Genomic DNA, 23,034 nt, shown 5'->3' on the forward strand with positions numbered 1-23,034 from the left:
CAGTCCTTGCTTGTCTCGATGCTCGTCTGGTGCGGTCCACCCGCTCAGGTGGGAAGCCTACCGAGGGCACTCCGGGCCATGACTACGATGGGCGACCATGAGCGCCGACAAGCAGTCCCGAGACGACTCGGCCCCCGCTGGGACGGCCTGGGGTCGGGTGGCCGAGGACGGCACCGTCTATGTCCGCACCGCAGACGGAGAGCGATCCGTCGGGTCCTACGAGGCCGGCACGCCGGCCGAGGCGCTGGAGTTCTTCTCCAAGCGCTTCGAGGAGCTGGAGGGCAAGGTCCATCTGCTCGAGCAGCGGGTGGCCTCGGGCCGGCTCGCCCCCGAGGAGGCCACCTCCTCGATCAAGGCGCTGCGCGAGCAGGTCGTCGACGCCCACGCGGTCGGCGACCTGGTCGCCCTGGCCGCCCGCCTCGACGCCCTCGGCCCGGTGATCGCCACCCAGCGCGCCGCCCGCAAGGAGGAGCGCGCGCAGAAGAGCGCCGAGTCGAAGGCGGAGAAGGAGAAGATCGTCGCCGAGGCCGAACGGCTCGCCGACAGCACCGACTGGCGCAACGGCGCCAACCGCCTGCGCGAGCTGCTCGCGACGTGGAAGGAGCTGCCCCGCCTCGACCGCGCCACCGACGACGCGCTGTGGCGTCGCTTCTCCACGGCCCGGACGACGTACACCCGCCACCGCAAGGCGCACTTCGCCGAGGAGCACGAGCGTCGGGACGGCGCCCGCGTCATCAAGGAGCGCCTCGCGAAGGAGGCCGAGGCACTGTCCTCGTCGACCGAGTGGGGTCCGACCGCCGGCAAGTACCGCGACCTGATGCGCGAGTGGAAGGCCGCCGGCCCGGCGCCGCGCGAGGTCGACGACCAGCTCTGGCAGCGCTTCCGCGGTGCGCAGGACGCCTTCTTCGGCGCCCGCGACGCCGCCAACGCCGCCCTCGACGAGGAGTTCGCGGCCAACGCCGAGGTCAAGGACCAGATCCTGGTCGAGGCCGAGGCGCTCGTCGCGCAGGTGAAGTCTCCGGGGGTGGACCTCGAGGCCGTGAAGAAGACCTTCCGCGACCTCGCCGACCGCTGGGACGCCGCCGGCAAGGTGCCCCGCGACCGGATGAAGGACCTCGAGGGCCGCATGCGCAAGGTCGAGCAGGCCATCCGCGCCGTCGAGGACGAGCAGTGGAGCCGCAGCGACCCCGAGAAGTCGGCGCGCGCCGACGACATGATCGGCAAGCTCGAGGCCGGGATCGCCGAGACCCAGGCCAAGCTCGACAAGGCCACCGCGGCCGGCGACGACAGGTTGGTCAAGGACCTCGAGGGCGAGCTCGCCAACAAGCAGGCCTTCCTCGACATGGCCCGCAAGGCCGCGGCCGACTTCGGCGGCTGACGCCGACCGGCAGTCCTCAGGCGGTGACCCGGTAGGCGTCGAAGACGCCGGGCACCGCGCGCACCGCGCGCAGCACGCCGTCGAGGTGGGCCGCGTCGGCCATCTCGAAGGAGAAGCGACTCTTGGCCACCCGGTCGCGGGTGGTCGAGAGCGTGGCGCTGAGGATGTTCACGTGCGCGTCCGAGAGCGCCATCGTGATGTCGGAGAGCAGCCGGGCGCGGTCGAGCGCCTCGACCTGGATGTTGACGAGGAAGGTCGACTGCGACGTCGGCGCCCACTCGACCTCGAGGACGCGCTCGGGCTGGCCGAGGAGGCTGGAGGCGTTGGTGCAGTCCTTGCGGTGCACCGAGACTCCCCCACCCTTGGTGACGAAGCCGAGGATCGGGTCCGGGGGCACGGGCGTGCAGCACTTGGCGAGCTTGACCCAGAGGTCGTCGACGCCCGGGACGATGACGCCGGAGTCGGTCGGCCCCCGCGTGGCGCGCGAGCGACCGGTGATCGTCACGCCCTCGGACATGTCCTCCGCGGCGCCGTCGTCACCACCGTGCAGGTCGATCACACGGCGTACGACGGCCTGGGCGCTGAGGTTGCCCTCGCCGACCGCTGCGTAGAGGGCCGAGACGTCGGCGTGGTGGAAGTGCTCGGCCACGAGCGCGAGCACGTCGTGGGTCATCAACCGGGTGAGCGGCAGACCCTCCTTGCGCATCAGCTTGGCGATCTGGTCCTTGCCGTGCTCGATCGCCTCCTCGCGGCGCTCCTTGGTGAACCACTGCCGGATCTTGGAGCGGGCGCGCGGCGACTGGACGAAGTTGAGCCAGTCACGCGAGGGACCGGAGGTCGGTGACTTGGAGGTGAAGACCTCCACGACGTCGCCGTTGTCGAGGGTGGACTCCAGCGGCACCAGCCGGCCGTTGACCCGCGAGCCGATGGTGTGGTGGCCCACCTCGGTGTGCACGGCGTAGGCGAAGTCGACGGGCGTCGATCCCATCGGCAGCGGGATCACGTCGCCGCGCGGGGTGAAGACGTAGACCTGCGCCTGGTTCATCTCGAAGCGCAGGGACTCCAGGAACTCCCCCGGGTCCTCGACCTCGCTCTGCCAGTCGAGCAGCTGCCGCAGCCAGGTCAGGTCGTCCTTGTCGCCGAGGCGGTCGGTGTCGACGCCGGCCTTGCTGTTCTCCTTGTACTTCCAGTGCGCCGCGACGCCGTACTCCGCGCGGCGGTGCTGGGCGAAGGTGCGGATCTGCACCTCGACCGGCTTGCCCTGCGGACCGATGACGGTGGTGTGGAGCGACTGGTACATGTTGAACTTCGGCATCGCGACGTAGTCCTTGAACCGCCCCAGCACCGGGTTCCACCGCGAGTGGATGACGCCCAGCGCGCTGTAGCAGTCGCGGTCCTCGTCGACGAGGATGCGGATGCCGACCAGGTCGTAGATGTCGGAGAAGTCGCGACCGCCCACGATCATCTTCTGGTAGATCGAGTAGTAGTGCTTGGGTCGACCGGTGACCTTCGCGTTGATGCGCGAGGCCTTGAGGTCGTGCTCGATCTCCTCGACCACCTCGGCGAGGAACTGGTCGCGCGAGGGCGCCCTCTCGGCGACCATCCGCACGATCTCGTCGTAGATCTTGGGGTGCAGCGTGGCGAAGGCGAGGTCCTCGAGCTCCCACTTGAGCGTGTTCATGCCGAGCCGGTGGGCCAGCGGCGCGTAGATGTCGAGGGTCTCGCGCGACGAGCGCTCCTGCGAGGCGGCCGGCACGTAGCGCAGCGTGCGCATGTTGTGCAGCCGGTCGGCGAGCTTGATGACCAGCACCCGGATGTCGCGGGACATCGCCACGATCATCTTGCGGATCGTCTCGGCCTGCGCCGAGTCGCCGTACTGCACCTTGTCGAGCTTGGTCACGCCGTCGACGAGCAGAGCGACCTCGTCACCGAAGTCGGCGCGGAGCGCGTCGAGCGTGTAGGGGGTGTCCTCGACCGTGTCGTGCAGCAGCGCCGCGACCAGCGTCGGCTCGGTCATGCCGATGTCGGCCAGGATCGTGGTCACCGCGAGCGGGTGGGTGATGTAGGGGTCGCCGCTCTTGCGCATCTGGCCGGTGTGCCACTTGTCGGCGACGGCGTAGGCGCGCTCGAGCAGCGCGAGGTCGGCCTTCGGGTGGTTGGCGCGCACCGCCCGGAAGAGCGGCTCGAGGACCGGGTTGGACGAGGGCGGGCGCGTGCCCACGCGAGCGAGGCGGGCGCGCATCCCGCGCGCGGACAGGGGCCCCTTCGCCTCGTGCGCGGGCGCCTGCTCCTCAGCCATGGGACGAGTCTAGTGAGGCGCCGGGCGGGCCCGTGCGGCGACGCCTCAGATCGTCAGCAGGGTGGAGACCGGCAGGTCTCCGGTGATCGCGCGCGGGTCGAGGAAGCCGAGCTCCATCAGCACCGAGGCGCCCGTGGCGACGCCGCCGCAGGACTCGATGAGCCGGCGCGTCGCGACGACGGTGCCGCCGGTGGCCAGCACGTCGTCGACCATGAGCACCCGCTCCCCCGGCGCGATCCCGTCCTGGTGCACCTCGAGGGTGGCCTCGCCGTACTCCAGGGCGTAGGAGACCGCGTGGGCCGCCCGCGGGAGCTTGCCGGCCTTGCGGACCGGCACGAAGCCGATGCCGAGCGCCAGCGCGACCGGCGCCGCGAGGATGAAGCCGCGGGCCTCCATGCCGACCACCTTGTCGACCACGACGTTGCCGTGGTCGTCGCGACCGGCGGACGCCAGCGCCGTGATGATCGCCGAGAACGCGTTGTGGTCGGCCAGGACCGGGGTGATGTCCTTGAACGTCACGCCCTTCTCCGGCCAGTCGGGCACGTCGACGGTGAGCCGCTGCAGCGCCTCCTGGGCGGTGCGCCGGTCAGGCATCGGGGCCGGCCTCGTGACCTGTCTCGGTTGCGGGCGAGTCCACCTTGGCGATCGCGGCACGCGCGATCTCGATCTCGGTGCCGGGCGCGATCTCGAGCCGCGCACGGTCGTCGGTGAGCGACCTGACCGTGCCGTAGACACCGGAGGACATCATCACGCGCTGCCCGACCTGGATGCCGTGCTGCAGGGCGGCGACCTCCTTCTGCCGGCGCTGCTGGGGGCGGATCACCATGAACCAGAACAGGGCCAGGATGGCCACCAAAGGCAGAAGGGCGGCGAGATCGTTCACGGTCGGGGCTCTCCTCGGGGGGTGGGGTGCGTGAGCGCGTGGAGTCTACGCGGGCGCCCCACCAGCTCACACCTCGTCGAAGAGCGTGGAGTCGACCACCTGGTCCTGACCGGACATCGGCGGCGGGGTGAGGCCGAGGTGGTGCCACGCGGCGGGCGTCGCGACGCGGCCCCGTGGCGTACGCGCGAGCAGGCCGGTGCGGACCAGGAACGGCTCGGCGACCTCCTCGACGGTCTCGCGCTCCTCCCCCACGGCGACGGCCAGCGTGGAGATGCCCACCGGCCCCCCACCGAAGCGGCGGCACAGCACGTCGAGCACGGCGCGGTCGAGCCGGTCGAGGCCGGACTCGTCGACCTCGAACAGCTCCAGGGCGGCCTGCGCGACGGGCAGGCTCAGCACGCCGTCGGCGCGCACCTGGGCGTAGTCGCGGACCCGGCGCAGCAGCCGGTTGGCGATGCGGGGGGTGCCGCGCGAGCGCGAGGCGATCTCGGTGGAGCCCTCCGACGTGAGGTGCACGCCGAGCAGGCCCGCGGAGCGGTGCACGATCTGGTCGAGCTCGCCGGGCTCGTAGAACTCGAGGTGGGCGGTGAAACCGAACCGGTCGCGCAGCGGCCCGGGCAGCAGGCCGGCCCGGGTGGTGGCGCCGACGAGCGTGAACGGCGGGATCTCCAGCGGGATCGCCGTCGCACCGGGGCCCTTGCCGATGACGACGTCGACCCGGAAGTCCTCCATCGCCATGTAGAGCATCTCCTCGGCCGGTCGCGACATCCGGTGGATCTCGTCGACGAAGAGGACGTCGCCCTCGTTGAGGCCGGAGAGGATCGCGGCGAGGTCGCCGGCGTGGGTGATCGCGGGGCCGCTGGTGAGTCGCAGCGGGGTGCTCATCTCGGCCGCGATGATCATGGCCAGCGTCGTCTTGCCGAGCCCGGGGGGCCCGGACAGCAGGACGTGGTCGGGCGCCCGGCCACGGCGGCGGGCGGCCTCCAGCACCAGCCCCAGCTGGTCGCGCACACGTGCCTGGCCGATGACCTCGTCGAGGGTCTTCGGGCGCAGCGCCGCCTCCACCGCCCGCTCGTCGCCGTCGGCCTCGGCGTCGGTGAGCCGCTGCAGGTGGCCGAGCTCGGCCTCGGTGAGCTCAGCCTCGTCGTAGGTGGCCTCGTCGGTGTCGTCCCAGTTCACAGGTCTCAGGCCTTGCTCAGCGTGCGCAGGGCGGCGCGCAGGAGCGCACCCACGTCGGGCTTGTCACCGGCGTCGGGGGCCACGGCCTCGACCGCCTTCTCGGACTCCTTGGTCGACCAGCCGAGACCGACGAGGCCCTGCTGCACCTGGTCGCGCCAGGCCGCGGCCTCGGGCGCGGCGGAGGCCGGGTGGTGCACGCCGACGGGCGGACCGATGCGGTCCTTGAGCTCGAGGATGATCCGCTGGGCGCCCTTCTGGCCGATGCCCGGGACGCGCGTGAGCGCCTTGACGTCCTCGGTCGTGATGGCGCGGCGCACGTCGTCGGGGCTCATCACCGCGACGATCGCCTGGGCGACCTTGGGGCCGACGCCGGAGGCGGTCTGGACGATCTCGAAGATCGACTTCTCGTCGTCGTCGAGGAAGCCGAAGATCGTCAGGCTGTCCTCGCGCACGACCATGCTCGTGGGCAGGGTCGCCGGACGGCCGACGCGCAGGGTGGCGAGGGTGCCGGGGGTGCACATCAGCTCGAGGCCGACACCACCCACCTCGAGGACGGCGCTGGAGAGCGTGACGGCGGCGACCTCGCCGCGGACGAAGGCGATCATCGGTTCCTCACGTAGCTGGTGCGTCTCGGGCCGGCCTGGGCGACCGCGGCGTCGATGCGGGACTGGGCAGAGCCGCGCCACACGTGCGTGATGGCCAGGGCCAGGGCGTCGGCGGCGTCGGCCGGCTTGGGCAGCTCGCTCAGGCGCAGGATGCGGACCACCATGGCGCCGACCTGCGCCTTGTCGGCGCGCCCGCTGCCGGAGACGGCGGCCTTGACCTCGCTCGGGGTGTGCATCGCGATCGGCAGCCCACGACGGGCCGCCACGACGAGGGCGATGCCACTGGCCTGGGCGGTGCCCATGATCGTGCTGGAGTCGGAGCGCGCGAAGACCCGCTCGACGGCGACCGCGTCGGGGCGGTGCTCCTCGATCCAGGCGTCGAGGCCCTTCTCGATGCTGACCAGCCGCTCGGCGACCGGGAGCGTGGAGCTGGTGCGGATCACGCCGACGTCCACCATCGACAACGGGCGACCGACGCTGCCGTCGACCACGCCCACACCGCAGCGCGTCAGGCCGGGATCGATGCCGAGCACCCGCACGCCTCACACCTCTCGTCGACCGGACAGTCCGAACACATGTTCGTGCGGCCACGCTAACCCGCCGCGGGTGCGGGACGTCGTACGACACGCGGCGGGGCGCCTACCGTGCCCCCTCGCGCCCCGCTGTAACGCCGGGTTCGTTGCTGTTCCCACCCTGATGCATCGGGGTGGGTAGGTGCACCAACCCGGCGTTACAGCAACCGCGGTCGCCTGCGGGGGACGCGGTACGGAGGGAGGTCGTCGAGGTCGGTGCCGAACCGGGCACACGTGTCCGCGTACTCCCGCGCCACCCGGTCGAGCGCCGCGCCTCGCCCACCGAAGAGGTCGACATAGGTGAGGCGTGACGAACCGAGCTTGAAGCCGGTCAGGAAGTCATGTCGTCGCTTCTCATCCGAGAGGACGACGTCGGGAGCCTTCCCGCTCGGGTTGCCGAGTGGGTACTTCAGCATGCCGTCGGCTTCGAAGAAGTGGCGACGCACCACGATGTCGGCGAAGGCGGTCGTGCACCCGTCCGACAGTCCGAACTGACACTCCGGGACGCCGATGCCCAGCTCGAGCACGAAGTCGCGCACCAGCGACTCGAGATAGCTCTCTGCGAGCGCGTCGGCGTGCTCGATGCACCAACGCATGCAGCGGCTGTGGGGCCATGAGCTCATGAACGAGAGGTGCTCGAGGAGCTCTCCGCGAGTGACACCCTGCCTCATCGCCGCATCACAGGCGGCAAGACCGTGAGCACGACCGTGCTCGCGCACCATGTCGAGTGCCGTTCGTGCCCGGCCGAGCACGAGCAGCCCGTCCGCGTCCGTCACGTCCTGCTTCCTGTACGGCGCCAGGTGGTGTTTCACCCCGCTCCGCACCGCATCGCCGTGCACCTTGCCCCGACTGAGGTGCACGAGCGACCGGCGAGGATCGGGTGCGCCCATCCCGAGTGGGATCGCAGCCGAGTCGTGGCTGAAGGCGTATCCCGTCGAACGCAGAGTCATCTGAGCGGCACGGATGCGCACCAGGGGTTGCTGTCGGAACGGATCCAGCGACGTCCACGCGTCCCCGTCGACGTACACCCCGCGCCGCAGGCGGACGAGACGACCGGTAGCGACGAGTCGGCGTACGTCGTTCGGATCGAGGCCGGCCGTGACGAGCTGCTTGCTCGTCACCAAGCCGTGCTGGCGATGCATCAGGGCGATCAGAGGCAGGTACATGCCGGTCGAGCCTTCGGAGCACCTCCGACGGCCTGGCCCGTCTCGGGCCACAGCCTGTGGAACACGCCCGTCCCCGGTCGACTGTGGACGTCCCCGGCTCGCGAACCGGCCGGTCGCCGACGCTGTAACGCCGGGTTACTGGCTGTACCCACCCTGATGTACGGGGGTGGGTAGAGGCACTAACCCGGCGTTACAGCGGATCGGACGAATGGCCCCGCGGGGCCTCAGGCGTCGGCGGACTCCAGCTCGGCGAGGACGTCGGCGGGGATGTCCACGTTGGTGAAGACGTCCTGGACGTCGTCGAGGTCCTCGAGCGCATCGACGAGGCGCATCACCTTGCCGGCGCCGTCGGCGTCGACGGGGATCTCCAGGCTCGGGACGAACTCCACGTCGGCGGAGTCGTAGTCGATGCCGGCGTCCTGGAGGGAGGTGCGGACGGCGACCACGTCGGTGGCCTCGCTCTGGACCTGGAAGGCGTCGTCGAGGTCGTTGACCTCCTCGGCGCCGGCGTCGAGCGTCGCCTCGAGGACGTCGTCCTCGGTGACCTCACGGTCCTCCTGCGACTTCGGCACGACCACGACGCCCTTGCGGGTGAAGAGCCGCGACACCGAGCCCGGGTCGGCCATGGTGCCGCCGTTGCGGGTGACCGCGGTGCGGACCTCCATCGCGGCGCGGTTCTTGTTGTCGGTGAGGCACTCGACCAGGATCGCGACACCCTGGGGTCCGTAGACCTCGTAGGAGATGCCCTGGTAGTCGACGCCACCCGACTCCGCGCCGGAGCCGCGCTTGACCGCGGAGTCGATGTTCTTGTTGGGGACCGAGCTCTTCTTCGCCTTCTGGATGGCGTCGTAGAGGGTCGGGTTGCCGGCGGGGTCGCCGCCGCCCTGCTTCGCCGCGACCTCGATGTTCTTGATCAGCTTGGCGAAGAGCTTGCCGCGCTTGGCATCGATCGCGGCCTTCTTGTGCTTGGTCGTTGCCCACTTGGAGTGGCCTGACATGTGTCCCTCGATCCTTCGCAGTCGGTGCGGTGCGTCAGGCCGAGCGCACCAGGTCCACGAACATGCCGTGGACCCGGTCGTCGCTGCCGACCTCGGGATGGAACGAGGTCGCCATCAGGGGGCCTTGACGGACCGCCACGATCCTACCCGCGGCCGGTCCGTCCTCGACGCGCGCCAGAACCTCGACGTCGTCGGCCACGGCCTCCACCCACGGCGCCCGGATGAAGACGGCCCGCACCGGCTCCGCGAGGCCCTCCAGGTGGAGGTCCTCCTCGAAGGAGTCGACCTGGCGCCCGAACGCATTGCGGCGCACCGTGATGTGGAGCCCGCCGATCGTCTCCTGGCCGACCGCGCCGTCCTCGATCCGGTCGGCCAGCATGATCATCCCGGCGCAGGTCCCGAAGGCGGGCAGGCCACCGCGTACGGCCTCGCGCAGTGGCTCGAGCAGGTCGAAGATCCGGGCGAGCTTGACCATCGTCGTGGACTCCCCGCCCGGGATGACGAGGCCGTCGCACGCGGCGAGCTCGCCCGGGCGGCGTACGGAGACCGGGTCGGCGCCCAGCGAGCGCAGGGCCGCGAGGTGCTCGCGCACGTCGCCCTGGAGGGCGAGCACGCCGATGGTGGGTTGGCTCACCAACCGCGCTCGGCGAGGCGGTGGGGCTGCGGGATCTCGTCGACGTTGATGCCGACCATGGCCTCGCCCAGGCCGCGGGAGACCTTGGCGACCACGTCGGGGTCGTCGAAGAAGGTCGTGGCCTTGACGATCGCCTCGGCGCGCTGGGCCGGGTTGCCGGACTTGAAGATGCCCGAGCCGACGAAGACGCCCTCGGCGCCGAGCTGCATCATCATCGCGGCGTCGGCCGGGGTGGCGATGCCGCCGGCGGTGAAGAGGACGACCGGGAGCTTGCCCGCGGCCGCGACCTCCTTGACCAGCTCGTAGGGGGCCTGCAGCTCCTTGGCCGCGACGTAGAGCTCGTCCTCGCTCATGCCGTGCAGGCGCCGCAGCTCGCCACCGATGGTGCGCATGTGCATCACCGCGTTGGACACGTCGCCGGTGCCGGCCTCGCCCTTGGAGCGGATCATGGCCGCGCCCTCGGTGATGCGGCGCAGCGCCTCGCCGAGGTTGGTCGCACCACACACGAACGGCACGGTGAACTTCCACTTGTCGATGTGGTTGGCGTAGTCGGCCGGGGTCAGCACCTCGGACTCGTCGATGTAGTCGACACCGAGCGACTGCAGGACCTGGGCCTCGGCGAAGTGTCCGATGCGGGCCTTGGCCATCACCGGGATCGAGACGGCCTCGATGATGCCGTCGATCATGTCGGGGTCGCTCATCCGGGACACGCCGCCCTGGGCGCGGATGTCGGCCGGGACGCGCTCGAGGGCCATGACGGCGACCGCGCCGGCGTCCTCGGCGATCTTCGCCTGCTCGGCGTTGACGACGTCCATGATGACGCCGCCCTTGAGCATCTCGGCCATGCCGCGCTTGACGCGGCTCGTGCCGTGCTCGATGGGGGTTTCGGGGGTGTGCTCAGCCATGCTTCGATCGTAGTGCGGCCTCATCCCGAAGGATGCATCGGGACCGGCCCGCGATCACGCTGCGGAGGCGGCGCGCGCCAGTGCCTGACGGCGTACGACCCAGATCCGCTGCGCGACCGTCACGGTGGCCGCGATCGCGAGTGCCCACAGGCTGATCTCGAGCAGGATCGGCAGGTCGAGGACGTCGGCGAAGAAGGCCGGCACGAGCATGCCCACCAGCCGGTCCGGGCGCTCCGCGATGCCGACCTTGGCGTCGTAGCCGAGGTGGTCGGCCTTGGCACGGGCGTACGACGTCACCGCCCCCATGACGAGGACGACGAGGCACAGCACGAGGTAGAGGTGGCTCTCGACGTGCGAGGCGAAGTAGAGCGCCAGCCCGGCGAAGAGCGCACCGTCGGCGATCCGGTCGAGCGTGGAGTCGAGGAAGGCGCCGAAGTCGTCCTTGCGACCGGCCTTGCGCGCCATCGCACCGTCGATGAGGTCGCTGAAGACGAACGCGGTGATGAACAGGACGCCCTCCCAGAGCATCCCGCGCGGGAAGAACCACAGGGCGCCGAAGCTGACCCCCGCCGTGCCGACCAGCGTCACCACGTCGGGGCTGATGCCGAGGCGGATGAAGAGGTTGACGAAGGGCGCGAGCATGACGCCCTGCCAGAACTGCTTGAACCTGTCGAGCACGGCCGCAGGCTACCCGGCGAGCAGCGCCGCACGGACGTCCGCCACGGCGCCGGACGCCCCGGTGACCGTCCACTCGACGCCCGCGGCGGGTACGACGACCGACTCGCCGCCCGCGCCGCGGATGATCGCGGCGCCCGGCAGGCGGTCCCAGTCGGCCACGGAGTGCTGGAAGAGCACGTCCCACTGGCCTGAGGCGATGGCCATCACGTCCATCGTCCCCGAGCCCAGCATCCGCAGGGTGCCGACCTGGCCGAGCGCGCGGGCGAAGGCCTCCCCGACGCCGCTGCCGAAGAAGGGCGGGTGGAGGTAGGTCGCCGCGCAGCGCTCCTCACGCGGTGTGTCCGGCAGCGGGGCCAGCCGCTCGCCGTCGCAGGTGGTGGGGAGGTCCGGGCCGCCCACCCAGGTGTGCAGGGACGCCGCGTGGTGCACCGCGCCGAGGAGCACGTCGTCCTCGTCGTGCAGCGCGATCGCGCTGCACCACCAGTCACTGCCGCGGGAGAAGTTGTAGGTGCCGTCCACCGGGTCGATCACCCAGGTCCGCCCGGAGGTGCCGGGGCGCGACGTGCCCTCCTCCCCCACGATCGCGTCGTCCGGACGCTCGGCGGTCAGCTGCTGGACGATGAGTCGCTCCGCCGCCCGGTCGGCCTGCGTCACGATGTCGGAGCCGCTGGTCTTGCGGGTCACGTCGAGGCCCTCGACGCGCAGCCGGGCCGCCAGCAGGGCGGCCTCGCGCACGAGGTCGGCGGCGAGTGCGGCGTCGGCCGCGAGGCGGTGGTCCACGGGCGCCACGGTAGTGCTCGTCGCGCACGTGGACCGGCGGGGGCGGGTCAGACCAGCTCGGGCACGCGCAGGTGGGCGATCACCAGCTCGCACTCCTCGATGTCGCCGAACACGACGTTGCTGTCCTGGCTGCGTCGCTCACGCATCCCTCGGGCCAGCTCACGGGTGGCCTCCATGCTCTCGCGACTGTCGAACCGAGCGGTCGCGCAGCACTGACCGGTCGCCCGGTCGACCAGCATGCTGGCGCTGCAGAACCCGTCGTGCTCCTCCATGCGAGGCATCACCTGGTCGCGGAAGAAGTCGAGGGTGGACTCGACCTCGGCGGGCGGGCAGGTCAGCCAGGTGACCCGGCACCACGAACCTTCCCGCGCGTCGTGCTCGCGGTGCATGATCGCGATCTCCCACTCCCGGACCTCGGGCTCGCCCGCGCCCAGGATCTCGGCGGCCCGGCCCCGGAAGGCCACGACCTGTCCCTCCGTGGCCCGCATGGCGTCCTCGGACGCCCACGACGTCGCCACGATGCCGCGGCCCGTCTCGCGGTTGACCAGCATCGACATGCCGATGCAGCCGTCCATGCCGGTCACCGCCGGCATCACTTCCTCGCGCACAAATCTGATGCCCTCTTCGATCCGGGCGGGGTCGCCCTGGACCGTCGTGGAGCGTGCATACATCACGGCACTCCTCCTCGTGCGAGGTGGCGTCCCGGTGGCGCCACCGGTCGTCCCAATCTCCTCCCGTCACGGAGCCGGGACAACCCCTGGGCGCGACGAGCTCAGGACGCGCTAGACCACGCCTCCGCGAGCAGGCGGCGGGTGTCCTCGAGCAGCTGCGGCAGCATCTTGGTGCCGCCGACGACGGTGATGAAGTTGGCGTCCCCGGTCCAGCGCGGGACGACGTGCTGGTGCAGGTGGTCGGCGAGCGACCCGCCGGCGGACCGGCCGAGGTTGAGGCCCACGTTGAAGGAGTGGGGCCGGCTGACCGCACGGATCGTGCGCAGCGCCTGCTGGGTCATCGACATCAGCTCCGCCGACTCCTGCGCCGTGAGGTCGGTCAGGTCCGCGACGTGGCGGTAGGGCAGCACCATCAGGTGACCCGGGTTGTAGGGGTGCAGGTTGAGCACGGCGTACGCCGACTCCCCCCGCGCGACGACGAGCGACTCCTCGTCGGGGTGGGCGGGGATCGCGCAGAACGGGCAGCCCTCGTCGTCGACGGCCGTGCGCACGTAGGCCATCCGGTGCGGCGTCCAGATCCGCTCCAGCCGGTCGGGGCCCCCGCCGTCACTTCCGACACCGCTCATGCGAGCGATCCTAGGGTGGGCCCATGACGTCGATCCGACCGGCCGACGCTGCCGACATGTCCGCCGTCGCCGACCTGTGGCACGAGGGCTGGCACTCCGGGCACGCCGGGCACGTGCCCGAGGGGCTGACCGCGGCCCGGACCCTCGAGGCCTTCCACGAGCGCACACCGTCGCGCGTCGCCGACACCACGGTGGCCGTGTCCGACGAGGGTGAGCTGCTCGGCTTCGTGATGGTGGCGGACGACGAGGTGGAGCAGGTCTTCGTCGGTCCGGTCGCGCGCGGCGGCGGCCTGGCCGCCCTGCTCCTTGCCGAGGCCGAGCGCCAGGTCGCCTCGGGCGGGCACGGCGAGGCATGGCTGGCGGTGGTCGCCGGCAACGCGCGCGCCCGCCGTTTCTACGAGAAGCACGGGTGGGTCGACACCGGCGACCTGCCCTACGAGGTGACCGCGGGCGGACGGACGTACGTCTCGCCGTGCCGGCGCTACGTGAAGCAGGTCTGACCCGGCCGACCGGCTCCCGGGAGGGCGTGAGCCTGGTCACGTCGCCTCGCGGGCGACCGGCCCCCGGCGCGGCCTCGATTCGACATGACCGGCGCTGCGTGTTGTCGTGGTGGGGCCGCAGGCAGCGCCCCCGTCGTGGACGAGGGCACCTCCCATCGCGAGGTGCACGCAGTCGCGGCCTCGACGCCCGTCCCGACGGTGTCGCGTCCGAGCGCCCCCCTGCGGCGCACAACCTGTGAGGTCTGAAGCACATGCGTGCCATCACCGCACCCGTCCTGCCCGCCCGCCTGCGCAGCGTGGCCGCCGGCACCGCCGCGGCCGCCCTGGCGCTCACCCTGGTGCCCAGCAGCGCCGTCGCCCAGGAGGCGTCCGACGACGCCGTCGCCGTCGAGCTGAAGGTGGCGGACCAGCCCGCGGTCGCCGTCGCGACCGCGCCGCGTGTGTGGCCCGGCCAGCTGCTGGAGAGCCATGGCGTCCCTGTCGACGGCAACGACCTGGTCGACGTCGTCCGCGACGGCCGCAAGGTGTCCGGGGAGAAGAAGCGCGTCCGCGAGGGTGACGTCGTCAAGCTCACCGACGTCGAGAAGGTCCGTACGGCCAAGCGCGAGCGCGTCCGTGCCGGCACCGTCGAGGTCTTCACCACCGAGCTCGCCCCCGGCAAGCGCAAGGTCGTGCGCGACGGCGAGCCCGGCGTCCGCAAGGTCGTCAAGCTCAAGACCCTCCACAACGGCGAGCAGGTCAGGTCCCGCGTGGTCAAGCGGAAGCTCGTCCGCGACCCCCGCCCCCGGCGCGTGCTCGTGGGCCGCAAGCCCTACTCGGTGCCCGGCACGGAGGGGCTCAGCTGGGCCGCCCTCGCCAACTGCGAGTCGGGCGGCAACCCCAACGCCGTGAACCCGGCCGGCTACTACGGGCTCTACCAGTTCGACACCGGCACCTGGCGCAGCGTGGGTGGCTCCGGCCTCCCGACGTCCGCCTCGGCCGCCGAGCAGACCTACCGCGCCAAGCTGCTCTACAAGCAGCGCGGCCGCTCCCCCTGGCCCAACTGCGGCCGCCTGCTCTGAGCCGAGTCCTGCCCGGCCCCCTGTGGGGTCGGGCAGGTCAGGTCTCGAGGCAGAACTCGTTGCCCTCCGGGTCAGCCATCACGCACAGGTCCCCGTGCTCCGCGAGCACGGAGGCGCCGAGCGCGACGAGACGGTCGCGCTCGCTCTCCAGCGGTCCCATGACCCGCAGGTCGAAGTGTTGGCGGTTCTTCGCCGCCTTTCCCTCGGGCACCTTCTGGAACCAGAGGTTCGGTCCGCCCCAGCCAGCCGGTTCGACCCACGCGCGGTCGGGCGTGCTGTCCTCGTCGACGTTGGAGCCGAGGGCCCCGGCCCAGAAGGCGGCGACCACGAGCGGCTCTCGACAGTCGAAGGTCACGGACTTCACGAAGGACGGCATGCACCCAATCTGGGAGAGCTGACTCCTAGTCGACCTCACCGCGCTCGTTGCGGCAGATGAGTGCGTCTCCAGCGAGAACATTCATCACGGACGGACGATCCCAATCCGACCTCGACGCTCGCCTGCGTCGCGGTCGACTTCATGCTCCCACGGGGCTTCGGGTGGACAGCCCTGTCAGGGTCGCGGAAGACCTCGTTGCGTCCGGGGACGATGGTGAGGCAACGATCGGGATTGCCGCGTTGAGCCGCGACAGTCTCGGCAGTGACGCGGAGCCGCTTGTACGGGCGGCGCTGGCCGAGCACGGCATAGACCTCCCAGTCCCCGCAGACGAAGAGTCGGAGTACCAGGTGCTGCTTCGGGCGTTCGGTTACCTCGACCTGCCGATCCACTTCTTCGAGGGCCGTTCTATGTACGGATTCCCGCGTGGGACGACCAAGGTCCGCTAGACCGATCGCTCGTCACACTGCTGGACAAGCGCGACCAGCGCCCCGGGGAGAGGACGGCCCGACTGCTACCTAACCCACTGCGGGGCCTACAAGACGAGCCTATCGCTAGCTCAGAGGCGCTTCTCGCAGTCCCGCACCCGCTCGCCCTGACAGACGTCGCGCTGGGGTCCACCGTTGACGCGGTCCTTTCCGGGGCCGCCGATGAGGCGATCCTTGCCGGGGCCGCCCGCGATGGTGTCGTGGCCACGGCCGCCGTAGATCACCGCGCGGTAGGTGCCGCACTTCGGGGTGCCGAGGTCGGCGTACACCCCGAAGGCCGCCAAGCCCGCGTTGCCCTCTTCAGCGTCATTGGGGCCGTACTCGGCCGAGTGCTTGACGGCGTCCTTGCCCTGGCCGCCGTTCACGTTCACCCGGCAGGCGACGAGCCCCATCGTATCGCCGCGGTTGGTCCCGCGAACGTTCGCCGTCTTGGCGGCCAGAACGTAGCTCTCGAAGCGGCGGATGCGGGTCGCGGCCCCGCTGTTCTTGTCGTCCACACGGCGGTCCAGATCGGCCTTGAGCCGCAGGGTCGGAACGTCGAGTATGAGGGTGTCCTCGCCCCTGTTGCCCTTCGCCATCGACGACCTTCCGCCGAGTCCGTTGGTCCGGTAGGTGTCGTCCCCACTGCCGAGCTGCACGTTGCGGTTGAACTTCGCCGGGGCGTCGACCGTAAGGGTGTCCCTCGCATTGGTGCCGCGGAAGGTGAACGTCCCGCGCTCGGACTCGGTGGCGAACGCGAAATTGTCAATGTCGCCGGTCCACGTCAGGGACGTGTCGGCCCCGGTGACGGACCCGCTAGCTTCCACACGCACGTCGTAGGCGGACCGAAGGAGCAGGCTGCCGGAGCCCATGGTGACCGCGCCCGGGGCGGTCTGGATGCCGTTCCAGAAGAGGAAGCCAGAGGCGAGGTCGATGGTGTCGGCGTTCGGCTGGCCCGCCATGCCGGACCTGACGACGCTGAAGCCGGTGCGGATGACGTCGGCCTCGGTGTCGATGCCGTCCTCGGTGCCCGCGAAGACCGAGTGCAATTGGCCGTTGAGGTCGTAGAAGGTGTCGGCCCCCGCACCGAGGATGACGTTGATGCCACTCCCGCCGGTCACGCACACCACGTCATCGCCGCCGAGCGCGTCGACATACGTCGCGCCGTTCGTGACGATGACGTCCGCGCCCTCCGTGCCGGTGATCTGACCCCCGGGTGTCCCCACAATGGTTGTCGCCTGCCCCTCACACGTCTCGCCCGCTGCAGTGGCCGTGCTGATCGGCGCGAGCTGAGCAGCGCCTAACAGCGCGGCAGCGGTCAGACTGATGTTCCCCATGACTCCCCGATCGTTGACGAACTCGTATGACTACGCATCGGCCCAAAATGTTGTCACGAACCCGCGGACGGGACTTGACCGCCCTAGGGAATGCGGTCGGGCCGGCGGTCGCAGGGTCAGCGAGACACGAGTGAGGACGCTGAAGTTGAGGCGACGCGGCTGCGGTCGAGGAGGTGGTGCCCGCGCTGCTCGCACTCGGCAATGCGAAGGTGCGCGGACCCCAAGCGCTTTGCGACGTCCGCTCATCGGCAAATCCGCGCACTGATCGCGGCAGATCCGGACGATGCAAGTGGGTCATGTCGCGTCCGCTCGTCGGCCCTGCAAGCGATACTCGTCCCGTGGAGAGCATCGGGGGCACACCAACCGCGCGCATTGCGGTCGTTGCAGCAATCTTGTCGGCGGCAACCGGCTGCTCCAGCGCGTCACCGGCGACCGACGCATCGGAGGACTCCTCCATGGCCTCGTGTGCGCCTCTGCTCAAAGTCGGCGATAGTCTCTGGACGGCAGTTCCAGCCGGTGAACCTTTGCGCAGGACAACCGGCGAGAACGTCGTCCAGGCCACAGAGACCTCGTGTGATGACGTGAAGATGCAAGGGGAGTCGGACGAGGAGCCGACCACCCGAACCGTGATGCTGAAGACCATCGACGGCGTCTCACCGCGACATGCGCTGTTCTGGGACGAGGACGGTTGGGAGGATCAAGTCTGGGTGCCCGACCGGCCCGGTCTTACCGTCTCCGACCTGCCAGCCGACGTCCAAGCGCTGATCAAGGAGCGCTGACGGCGAGCCTTCGACCGCATCTCGGCAGATGAGTGCGTCGCGGCACGTACGTCGCGAGGCGGAGGCGACGCGGGATGTCGGAAGCCGCTTCATGGAGCCGGACGCGCCGGCGATCCAGCTCGGCAGCCCAGTCGGGGCCGGGGGCTGCCGGGCTTCGCGCCGGCGACAGGACGCTCGGACATGGCTATGGCCCCGCTACCTCGTGGGTGGCGGGGTCCGGGGCGGGGTCATGGTCGTCCGGGCAGCTCGCCGAGGTCGCCGGCGTCGTCGAGGCGGGTGGTGCCGTGTCGGTCGCGGAGGTAACGGTGTCCATGCGGGCTGGTCCACTCGAACACCCCGGGCGCGACCATCCGGTAGGTCCAGGCGGTGAAGGTCTTGAGCCGGTGGTGGAACCGGCACAGGCACGCGAGGTTCGAGGACGTCGTGGGACCGGGCTGGGGCCTGCCTTCAGCTTCGGCGTCGTGGTCGTACTCGACGACGTGGTCCGCGTCCGCACCCCGGGCGGGTCGGGTGCACCAAGGGAACGTGCAGGTCCGGTCCCGGAGAGCGACCTGCTCCCGGATCGACTTGGGGATCTCGTAGCCCGGCGCGGACAGCTCGGCGTTCAGGTCGATGACCGGCCTGATGGTCACCTTGGTGCGCGAGTCGGCGCACCAGCCCTTGACCTGGTCGAGCAGCAGCAGCTTGTGGCGTTCCTCGAGCCGTCCGGTGGGACCGAACACGGTCCGCACAGCCTCGCCGTCCTTCACGAATGCGGCGTCGAAGTGGACGTGCAATTCCACCTCCCGGGCGGCCGGGAGCCCGTCCGTCGACCTCGCGTCGGTGGTGCCTTGGGCGTGGAGGTCGAGCGCGGTCTGGGTGCGGGCGAGGTCACCGAGCGCCCTCGCGCGCCGCACGTCGAGGGACTCGGTCGACCCCAGCGCCTTCTGCAGTGCGGCGCCATGGGCCAGCGCGCCGTCGAGGTCGAGGGCGTCGGCGAGGTCGAGGTCGGCCTCGAAGTGCATGGTGCCGGCGTAGTGCACGTCCTGGTCGTTGAGCGTGGCGTGGCGCGGGTCGACCGAGAGGTAGCCGTCCTCCGGGTCCGCGGCCGGGTCGTGCTCGGCGAGGTCGAAGCACTTGATGGTCTCGGCCACGAGTCGGTCGAGCTGCGCGGGCCCGATCTTCCCGGCCACGGCCGCGACCTGCGCATCGACAAAGCGCGCCGCGTCCTTGGTGAGCGCGGGCGTGGCGTGGATCGTGCGCTCGGCGACGGACCGGGCCCGCCACGCCGGCACCGCACCCGTCTGCACCAGGCGCCACAACCGCGGGAGGCGGTGGCGCAGCTCGAGGGCGTGGCCGATGAGCTTCTTCGCCGCGGTCGACGACATCCCGAGCTCGGTGCCGAGCTCGGCGACGCAGAACTCCGCCACCAACGGACAACCCTGGCCGGCGATGGGCTCCTCGTGCTCGCTGCCCGGCAGGGTGAACGCGGCCGCGGAGTGGATCGACTCCGGCGGGTGCAGGTCGGCCCAGTGGGCGGCGAGCTCGAGCTGACGAGCAGCCGCGGTGTTCTCGGCGTCGCGCTCGGCCCTGATCGAGGCGAGCAGGCCGGAGGCGTTGAGGTCGTCTGCCTCTGCTCCGGGTTCCGCTGCCAGCGTCTCGATCATGCTTTCGAGTATAGGCGCTGCCACTGACAGTAGGAACGCGCCGAGCGTCCAGTTCGCGGCAAGGTTCTGGCAACCAGTCGGGGGGTCTCGATACGCCTTCGCTCATTCCTCGCTCCGGCTACTCGACCACCGAGTGGACGCGGGTCTCCTCGACCACCGAGAAGGGCGAACGGCGTGCGCGGGCCTGCGTCAGCGCCAGGCCTTGGCCAGCCGCTCCACGATCTGGGTCAGCCGGTCGGGCGAGGTGGCGATGTTGAGGCGGACCTGGCCGGTGGTCCCGGGCGCGTAGGACTCCCCCGCGCTGACCATCACCCGTCCGCGGTCGAGGGCGACCGCGGCGGCGTCGTCGTGACCGTAGGCCGAGGCGTCCAGCCAGGCGAGGTAGGTCGCCTCGAGCGGGCGCATCCGCACTTCCGGCAGGTGCTCCGCCAGGAGCGAGGCGAGCAGCGTCCGCTGCTGGTCGAGCCGCTCGACCAGTGAGGCCAGCCACCCGTCACCGTGGTCGTACGCCGCGCGGGCGGCGACGACGCCCACCGGGGAGTAGGAGTCGTTGCGCGAGAGCGGCTGGTCGGCGAGGAGCCGACGGTCGGCCGGCGACGGCACGACGAGCTGGGCGCAGCGCAGCCCCGCGGTGTTGAACGCCTTCGAAGCGGCCACCACGGCCACCGCGTGGTCGTGGGTGCCCTCGACGTCGAGGTAGGAGACGTGCTCGGCACCGGGCAGGACGAGCGGCGCGTGGATCTCGTCGCTGACCACGCGCGCCCCGTGGCGTACGACGACGTCCCGGATCCCCTCGAGCTCGGCACGGGTGAAGACACGGCCCCAGGGGTTGTGCGGCTGGGTGAGCAGCAGCGTCTGCGCGCCGCCGGCGAAGAGCCGGTCGAGGGCGTCGAGGTCGATCTCGCACCGCTCGGCCGACGTCGGCACCTCGAGGAGGTGCTCCTGCCGACCGGTCACGTGCGCCAGGCCGTGCTGGGCGTTGTAGCCGGGCGTCGGGAAGACCACCCCGCCGGGCCCGCTGAACACGTCGATCGCCAGCCGCACCCCGGCGGTCACGTCCACCACCGGGTGCACGGACTCGGGCTCGGGCGCCCAGCCGAAGTGCCGCGCCGACCAGGCGGCGTACGACTCCGCGAGCGCGCGGTCCCAGCCGAAGAGCGGGTAGCCGGTGATGCCGTCGGCGAGCATCTCCTGCACCGCGGCCAGCACCACCGGGTCGACCGCGTAGTCCATCTCGGCGACCCACGCCGGGATCACGCCCTCGGGCACGCCCCACTTGAGGGGCAGCTTGCGGCGTGCCTCCTCCTCGGTGAGGTCGACGACCGGACGGCGGCCCCCGGCGCTCTGGCTCACACCTGCTCGCGGCTCGCCACGGCAGCAGCGACCCGCTCGATCGCCTCGGCCAGCGGCACGCCGTTGTCCTGGCGGCCGTCGCGGTAGCGGAAGCTGACCGCGCCCGCCTCCACGTCGGCGTCGCCGGCGATCATCATGAAGGGCACCTTCTGCAGCTGCGCGTTGCGGATCTTCTTCTGCATCCGGTCGTCAGACTCGTCGACCTCGACCCGCAGCCCCTGCGCCTTCATCTGCCTCGCGATGTCGAAGAGGTAGTCGTTGTGGCGCTCGGCGATCGGGATGCCCTGGACCTGGACGGGGGCCAGCCAGGGCGGGAACGCGCCGGCGTAGTGCTCGACGAGGACGCCGATGAACCGCTCGATCGAGCCGAACTTGGCCGAGTGGATCATCACCGGTTGCTGACGAGTGCCGTCGGCGGCGACGTACTCGAGGTTGAACCGGTCGGTCGCCGGCTGGTTGAAGTCGTACTGGATGGTCGACATCTGCCAAGTGCGGCCGATCGCGTCCTTGGCCTGCACCGAGATCTTGGGGCCGTAGAACGCGGCGCCGCCCGGGTCCGGCACGAGGTCCACCCCGAACTTCCGCGCCGCGGTCTCGAGCACCTCGGTCGCGGTCGCCCACTGCTCGTCGGAGCCGATGAACTTGTCGGGCTTGGAGTCGTCGCGGGTCGACAGCTCGAGGTAGTAGTCGTCCAGCCCGAAGTCACGCAGCAGCCCGGTGACGAAGGTCAGGAGGTGCTCGACCTCGGCCGGGGCCTGCTCGGCGGTCACGTAGGAGTGGGAGTCGTCCTGGGTCATCGCGCGGACCCGGGTCAGACCGTGGACCACGCCGGACTTCTCGTAGCGGTAGACCGAGCCGAACTCGAAGAACCGCAGCGGCAGCTCGCGGTAGGAGCGCTGCCGGGAGCGGTAGATGAGGTTGTGCATCGGGCAGTTCATCGCCTTGAGGCGGTACTCGGCGTGCTCCATCTCCATCGGCGGGAACATGGTGTCCGCGTAGTAGGGCAGGTGGCCCGAGGTGTGGAACAGCCCGTCCTTGCTGATGTGGGGGGTGCCGACGTAGTCGAAGCCCTCCTCGAGGTGCCGGCGGCGGACGTAGTCCTCCATCTCCCGCTTGATCACGCCACCCTTGGGGTGGAAGACCGCCATCCCGGAGCCGATCTCGTCGGGGAACGAGTAGAGGTCGAGCTCCCGACCGAGCTTGCGGTGGTCGCGCCGCTCCGCCTCCTCGATGCGGTGGAGGTGCTCCTCGAGCGCCTCCTTGGTCTCCCAGGCGGTGCCGTAGATGCGCTGGAGCTGCTTGTTCTTCTCGTCGCCGCGCCAGTACGCCGCCGCGCTCCGCATCAGCTTGAAGGCGGGGATCCGCTTGGTGGTCGGCAGGTGCGGCCCGCGGCACAGGTCGGACCACTTCGCCTCACCGTTGCGGCCGATGTTGTCGTAGATGGTCAGCTCGCCGGCCCCGACCTCCACGCTCGCACCCTCGGTGTCGGCCGCGCCGGCGCCGCCCTTGAGGCCGATGAGCTCGATCTTGTAGGGCTCGTCCTCGAGCTCGCGCAACGCGTCGGCATCGGTGGTGACCCGACGCTCGAAGCGCTGGTTCTCCTTGATGATCTTGCGCATCGCGGACTCGATCCTGACGAGGTCCTCGGGCACGAACGGGGTCTCGACGTCGAAGTCGTAGTAGAAGCCGTCCTTCACGGGCGGGCCGATGCCGAGCTTGGCCTCGGGCCAGATCTGCTGCACGGCCTGCGCCAGCACGTGCGCGGTCGAGTGCCGGAGGATGTCGCGGCCGTCGGCGCTGTCGATGGCCACGCCCTCGACCTCGTCGCCATCGGCGAGCTCGTAGGCCAGGTCCTTCAGCGCCTGCTCACCGGGGCGGCCGACCCGCGCGGCGACGACGTCGGCGTCGTCACGGAACAGCTCCCAGGCCTTGGTGCCCGTCGTGACCGTGGTCTCCGCACGCTGATCGGCGTGGACGCGGACGACCTTGATGTCGGGCACGAGAGCTCCTTCGGGAGGGGTGGAGGGGTGGGGCGGATGCCCCCCACGATGCTATCGGCCGGGGGCGGGGCTCCTCACCCCGGTTTCCCACCCGACCGGGTGGAGGGGGCGGTGAGGCGACGGGCATCGGGGTACTCCGGCAGC

General features: G+C 70.8%; 24 protein-coding genes. 5 read left to right on the forward strand and 19 right to left on the reverse strand.

The features are described 5' to 3' along the window. Positions 1–97: 97 nt before the first annotated feature. Positions 98–1,378: a DUF349 domain-containing protein gene (locus tag ACS3YM_RS09780; protein ID WP_439936252.1), complete on the forward strand. Its 1,281-nt coding sequence runs from the start codon at positions 98–100 to the stop codon at positions 1,376–1,378. Between the two features lie 16 nt (positions 1,379–1,394). On the opposite strand, the gene ACS3YM_RS09785 is transcribed toward ACS3YM_RS09780, so the two are convergent. From ACS3YM_RS09785 to ACS3YM_RS09850, 14 genes are all read right to left on the reverse strand, one after another. Then, positions 1,395–3,677 carry a RelA/SpoT family protein gene (locus tag ACS3YM_RS09785; protein WP_439936253.1) on the reverse strand — a complete coding sequence of 761 codons (2,283 nt, stop codon included), beginning with the start codon at positions 3,675–3,677 and terminating at the stop codon, positions 1,395–1,397. 45 nt (positions 3,678–3,722) lie between these two features. Next, on the reverse strand, positions 3,723–4,271 hold the full coding sequence (locus ACS3YM_RS09790) for an adenine phosphoribosyltransferase (RefSeq protein ID WP_439936254.1): 549 nt from the start codon (positions 4,269–4,271) through the stop codon (positions 3,723–3,725). Continuing rightward, complete coding sequence (gene yajC, locus ACS3YM_RS09795; protein WP_439936255.1) at positions 4,264–4,560, reverse strand: preprotein translocase subunit YajC; 297 nt, start codon at positions 4,558–4,560, stop codon at positions 4,264–4,266. The genes ACS3YM_RS09790 and yajC overlap by 8 nt, the downstream gene beginning before the upstream one ends. A 66-nt stretch (positions 4,561–4,626) precedes the next feature. After that, positions 4,627–5,739, reverse strand: coding sequence for a Holliday junction branch migration DNA helicase RuvB (gene ruvB / locus ACS3YM_RS09800; RefSeq protein WP_439936256.1), 1,113 nt, complete (start codon positions 5,737–5,739; stop codon positions 4,627–4,629). Positions 5,740–5,744: 5 nt separating this feature from the next. Beyond that, the gene (gene ruvA, locus ACS3YM_RS09805) at positions 5,745–6,344 is read right to left on the reverse strand and encodes a Holliday junction branch migration protein RuvA (RefSeq protein WP_439936257.1); all 600 of its coding nucleotides are present in this window, start codon (positions 6,342–6,344) and stop codon (positions 5,745–5,747) included. Further along, positions 6,341–6,883, reverse strand: coding sequence for a crossover junction endodeoxyribonuclease RuvC (gene ruvC, locus ACS3YM_RS09810; protein ID WP_439936258.1), 543 nt, complete (start codon positions 6,881–6,883; stop codon positions 6,341–6,343). The genes ruvA and ruvC overlap by 4 nt, the downstream gene beginning before the upstream one ends. Before the next feature lie 191 nt (positions 6,884–7,074). After that, positions 7,075–8,082, reverse strand: a complete 1,008-nt coding sequence (locus tag ACS3YM_RS09815; protein ID WP_439936259.1) for a type IV toxin-antitoxin system AbiEi family antitoxin domain-containing protein — start codon at positions 8,080–8,082, stop codon at positions 7,075–7,077. 224 nt (positions 8,083–8,306) lie between these two features. Next, the gene (locus tag ACS3YM_RS09820; RefSeq protein WP_439936260.1) at positions 8,307–9,080 is read right to left on the reverse strand and encodes a YebC/PmpR family DNA-binding transcriptional regulator; all 774 of its coding nucleotides are present in this window, start codon (positions 9,078–9,080) and stop codon (positions 8,307–8,309) included. A 34-nt stretch (positions 9,081–9,114) separates the two neighbouring features. Continuing rightward, a complete protein-coding gene (pdxT, locus tag ACS3YM_RS09825; protein WP_439936261.1) occupies positions 9,115–9,714 on the reverse strand; it encodes a pyridoxal 5'-phosphate synthase glutaminase subunit PdxT in 600 nt (199 codons plus the stop codon). After that, positions 9,711–10,619: a pyridoxal 5'-phosphate synthase lyase subunit PdxS gene (gene pdxS, locus ACS3YM_RS09830; protein WP_439936262.1), complete on the reverse strand. Its 909-nt coding sequence runs from the start codon at positions 10,617–10,619 to the stop codon at positions 9,711–9,713. The genes pdxT and pdxS overlap by 4 nt, the downstream gene beginning before the upstream one ends. A 54-nt stretch (positions 10,620–10,673) precedes the next feature. After that, positions 10,674–11,297 (reverse strand): phosphatidylinositol phosphate synthase, encoded by a 624-nt coding sequence (pgsA, locus tag ACS3YM_RS09835; RefSeq protein ID WP_439936263.1) that lies wholly within the window; start codon positions 11,295–11,297, stop codon positions 10,674–10,676. A gap of 9 nt (positions 11,298–11,306) precedes the next feature. Next, the gene (locus ACS3YM_RS09840) at positions 11,307–12,077 is read right to left on the reverse strand and encodes an inositol monophosphatase family protein (RefSeq protein ID WP_439936264.1); all 771 of its coding nucleotides are present in this window, start codon (positions 12,075–12,077) and stop codon (positions 11,307–11,309) included. Between the two features lie 47 nt (positions 12,078–12,124). Continuing rightward, entirely contained in the window at positions 12,125–12,748 is a 624-nt protein-coding gene (locus ACS3YM_RS09845) for a hypothetical protein (RefSeq protein ID WP_439939866.1), read from the reverse strand. Between the two features lie 101 nt (positions 12,749–12,849). Then, on the reverse strand, positions 12,850–13,374 hold the full coding sequence (locus tag ACS3YM_RS09850; RefSeq protein ID WP_439936265.1) for an HIT family protein: 525 nt from the start codon (positions 13,372–13,374) through the stop codon (positions 12,850–12,852). A gap of 23 nt (positions 13,375–13,397) precedes the next feature. Here ACS3YM_RS09850 and ACS3YM_RS09855 point away from each other — a divergent pair, with 23 nt between their 5' ends. Then, the gene (locus ACS3YM_RS09855) at positions 13,398–13,874 is read left to right on the forward strand and encodes an N-acetyltransferase family protein (protein ID WP_439936266.1); all 477 of its coding nucleotides are present in this window, start codon (positions 13,398–13,400) and stop codon (positions 13,872–13,874) included. Positions 13,875–14,125: 251 nt separating this feature from the next. Further along, positions 14,126–14,935: a transglycosylase family protein gene (locus ACS3YM_RS09860; RefSeq protein ID WP_439936267.1), complete on the forward strand. Its 810-nt coding sequence runs from the start codon at positions 14,126–14,128 to the stop codon at positions 14,933–14,935. A gap of 37 nt (positions 14,936–14,972) precedes the next feature. On the opposite strand, the gene ACS3YM_RS09865 is transcribed toward ACS3YM_RS09860, so the two are convergent. Continuing rightward, positions 14,973–15,311 carry a VOC family protein gene (locus tag ACS3YM_RS09865; RefSeq protein ID WP_439936268.1) on the reverse strand — a complete coding sequence of 113 codons (339 nt, stop codon included), beginning with the start codon at positions 15,309–15,311 and terminating at the stop codon, positions 14,973–14,975. 161 nt (positions 15,312–15,472) lie between these two features. Here ACS3YM_RS09865 and ACS3YM_RS09870 point away from each other — a divergent pair, with 161 nt between their 5' ends. Beyond that, entirely contained in the window at positions 15,473–15,757 is a 285-nt protein-coding gene (locus ACS3YM_RS09870; protein ID WP_439936269.1) for a hypothetical protein, read from the forward strand. Positions 15,758–15,867: 110 nt separating this feature from the next. On the opposite strand, the gene ACS3YM_RS09875 is transcribed toward ACS3YM_RS09870, so the two are convergent. Further along, positions 15,868–17,112 carry a hypothetical protein gene (locus ACS3YM_RS09875; protein ID WP_439936270.1) on the reverse strand — a complete coding sequence of 415 codons (1,245 nt, stop codon included), beginning with the start codon at positions 17,110–17,112 and terminating at the stop codon, positions 15,868–15,870. 338 nt (positions 17,113–17,450) lie between these two features. On the opposite strand from ACS3YM_RS09875, the gene ACS3YM_RS09880 reads away from it, so the two are divergent. Beyond that, positions 17,451–17,891 (forward strand): DUF6281 family protein, encoded by a 441-nt coding sequence (locus ACS3YM_RS09880; RefSeq protein ID WP_439936271.1) that lies wholly within the window; start codon positions 17,451–17,453, stop codon positions 17,889–17,891. 227 nt (positions 17,892–18,118) lie between these two features. On the opposite strand, the gene ACS3YM_RS09885 is transcribed toward ACS3YM_RS09880, so the two are convergent. The 3 genes from ACS3YM_RS09885 to thrS form a co-directional block, all read right to left on the reverse strand. Continuing rightward, the gene (locus tag ACS3YM_RS09885; protein ID WP_439936272.1) at positions 18,119–19,537 is read right to left on the reverse strand and encodes an HNH endonuclease signature motif containing protein; all 1,419 of its coding nucleotides are present in this window, start codon (positions 19,535–19,537) and stop codon (positions 18,119–18,121) included. A gap of 189 nt (positions 19,538–19,726) precedes the next feature. After that, a complete protein-coding gene (locus ACS3YM_RS09890) occupies positions 19,727–20,890 on the reverse strand; it encodes a MalY/PatB family protein (protein WP_439936273.1) in 1,164 nt (387 codons plus the stop codon). Further along, positions 20,887–22,890, reverse strand: a complete 2,004-nt coding sequence (thrS, locus tag ACS3YM_RS09895) for a threonine--tRNA ligase (RefSeq protein ID WP_439936274.1) — start codon at positions 22,888–22,890, stop codon at positions 20,887–20,889. Before thrS ends, ACS3YM_RS09890 begins: the two co-directional genes overlap by 4 nt. Positions 22,891–23,034: the final 144 nt, after the last annotated feature.

The sequence above is a fragment of the Nocardioides sp. N13(2025) genome, from assembly GCF_051912545.1.
Classification (GTDB): domain Bacteria; phylum Actinomycetota; class Actinomycetes; order Propionibacteriales; family Nocardioidaceae; genus Nocardioides.

Excerpts from the sequence above, each read along its gene's own strand:
- ACS3YM_RS09780 (WP_439936252.1), top strand. The coding sequence starts at position 98 with ATGAGCGCCGACAAGCAGTCCCGAGACGACTCGGCCCCCGCTGGGACG.
- ACS3YM_RS09785 (WP_439936253.1), bottom strand. The coding sequence starts at position 3,677 with ATGGCTGAGGAGCAGGCGCCCGCGCACGAGGCGAAGGGGCCCCTGTCC.
- ACS3YM_RS09790 (WP_439936254.1), bottom strand. The coding sequence starts at position 4,271 with ATGCCTGACCGGCGCACCGCCCAGGAGGCGCTGCAGCGGCTCACCGTC.
- ruvA (WP_439936257.1), bottom strand. The coding sequence starts at position 6,344 with ATGATCGCCTTCGTCCGCGGCGAGGTCGCCGCCGTCACGCTCTCCAGC.
- ACS3YM_RS09815 (WP_439936259.1), bottom strand. The coding sequence starts at position 8,082 with ATGTACCTGCCTCTGATCGCCCTGATGCATCGCCAGCACGGCTTGGTG.
- ACS3YM_RS09820 (WP_439936260.1), bottom strand. The coding sequence starts at position 9,080 with ATGTCAGGCCACTCCAAGTGGGCAACGACCAAGCACAAGAAGGCCGCG.
- pdxS (WP_439936262.1), bottom strand. The coding sequence starts at position 10,619 with ATGGCTGAGCACACCCCCGAAACCCCCATCGAGCACGGCACGAGCCGC.
- ACS3YM_RS09845 (WP_439939866.1), bottom strand. The coding sequence starts at position 12,748 with ATGTATGCACGCTCCACGACGGTCCAGGGCGACCCCGCCCGGATCGAA.
- ACS3YM_RS09850 (WP_439936265.1), bottom strand. The coding sequence starts at position 13,374 with ATGAGCGGTGTCGGAAGTGACGGCGGGGGCCCCGACCGGCTGGAGCGG.
- ACS3YM_RS09855 (WP_439936266.1), top strand. The coding sequence starts at position 13,398 with ATGACGTCGATCCGACCGGCCGACGCTGCCGACATGTCCGCCGTCGCC.
- ACS3YM_RS09860 (WP_439936267.1), top strand. The coding sequence starts at position 14,126 with ATGCGTGCCATCACCGCACCCGTCCTGCCCGCCCGCCTGCGCAGCGTG.
- ACS3YM_RS09865 (WP_439936268.1), bottom strand. The coding sequence starts at position 15,311 with ATGCCGTCCTTCGTGAAGTCCGTGACCTTCGACTGTCGAGAGCCGCTC.
- ACS3YM_RS09875 (WP_439936270.1), bottom strand. The coding sequence starts at position 17,112 with ATGGGGAACATCAGTCTGACCGCTGCCGCGCTGTTAGGCGCTGCTCAG.
- ACS3YM_RS09885 (WP_439936272.1), bottom strand. The coding sequence starts at position 19,537 with ATGATCGAGACGCTGGCAGCGGAACCCGGAGCAGAGGCAGACGACCTC.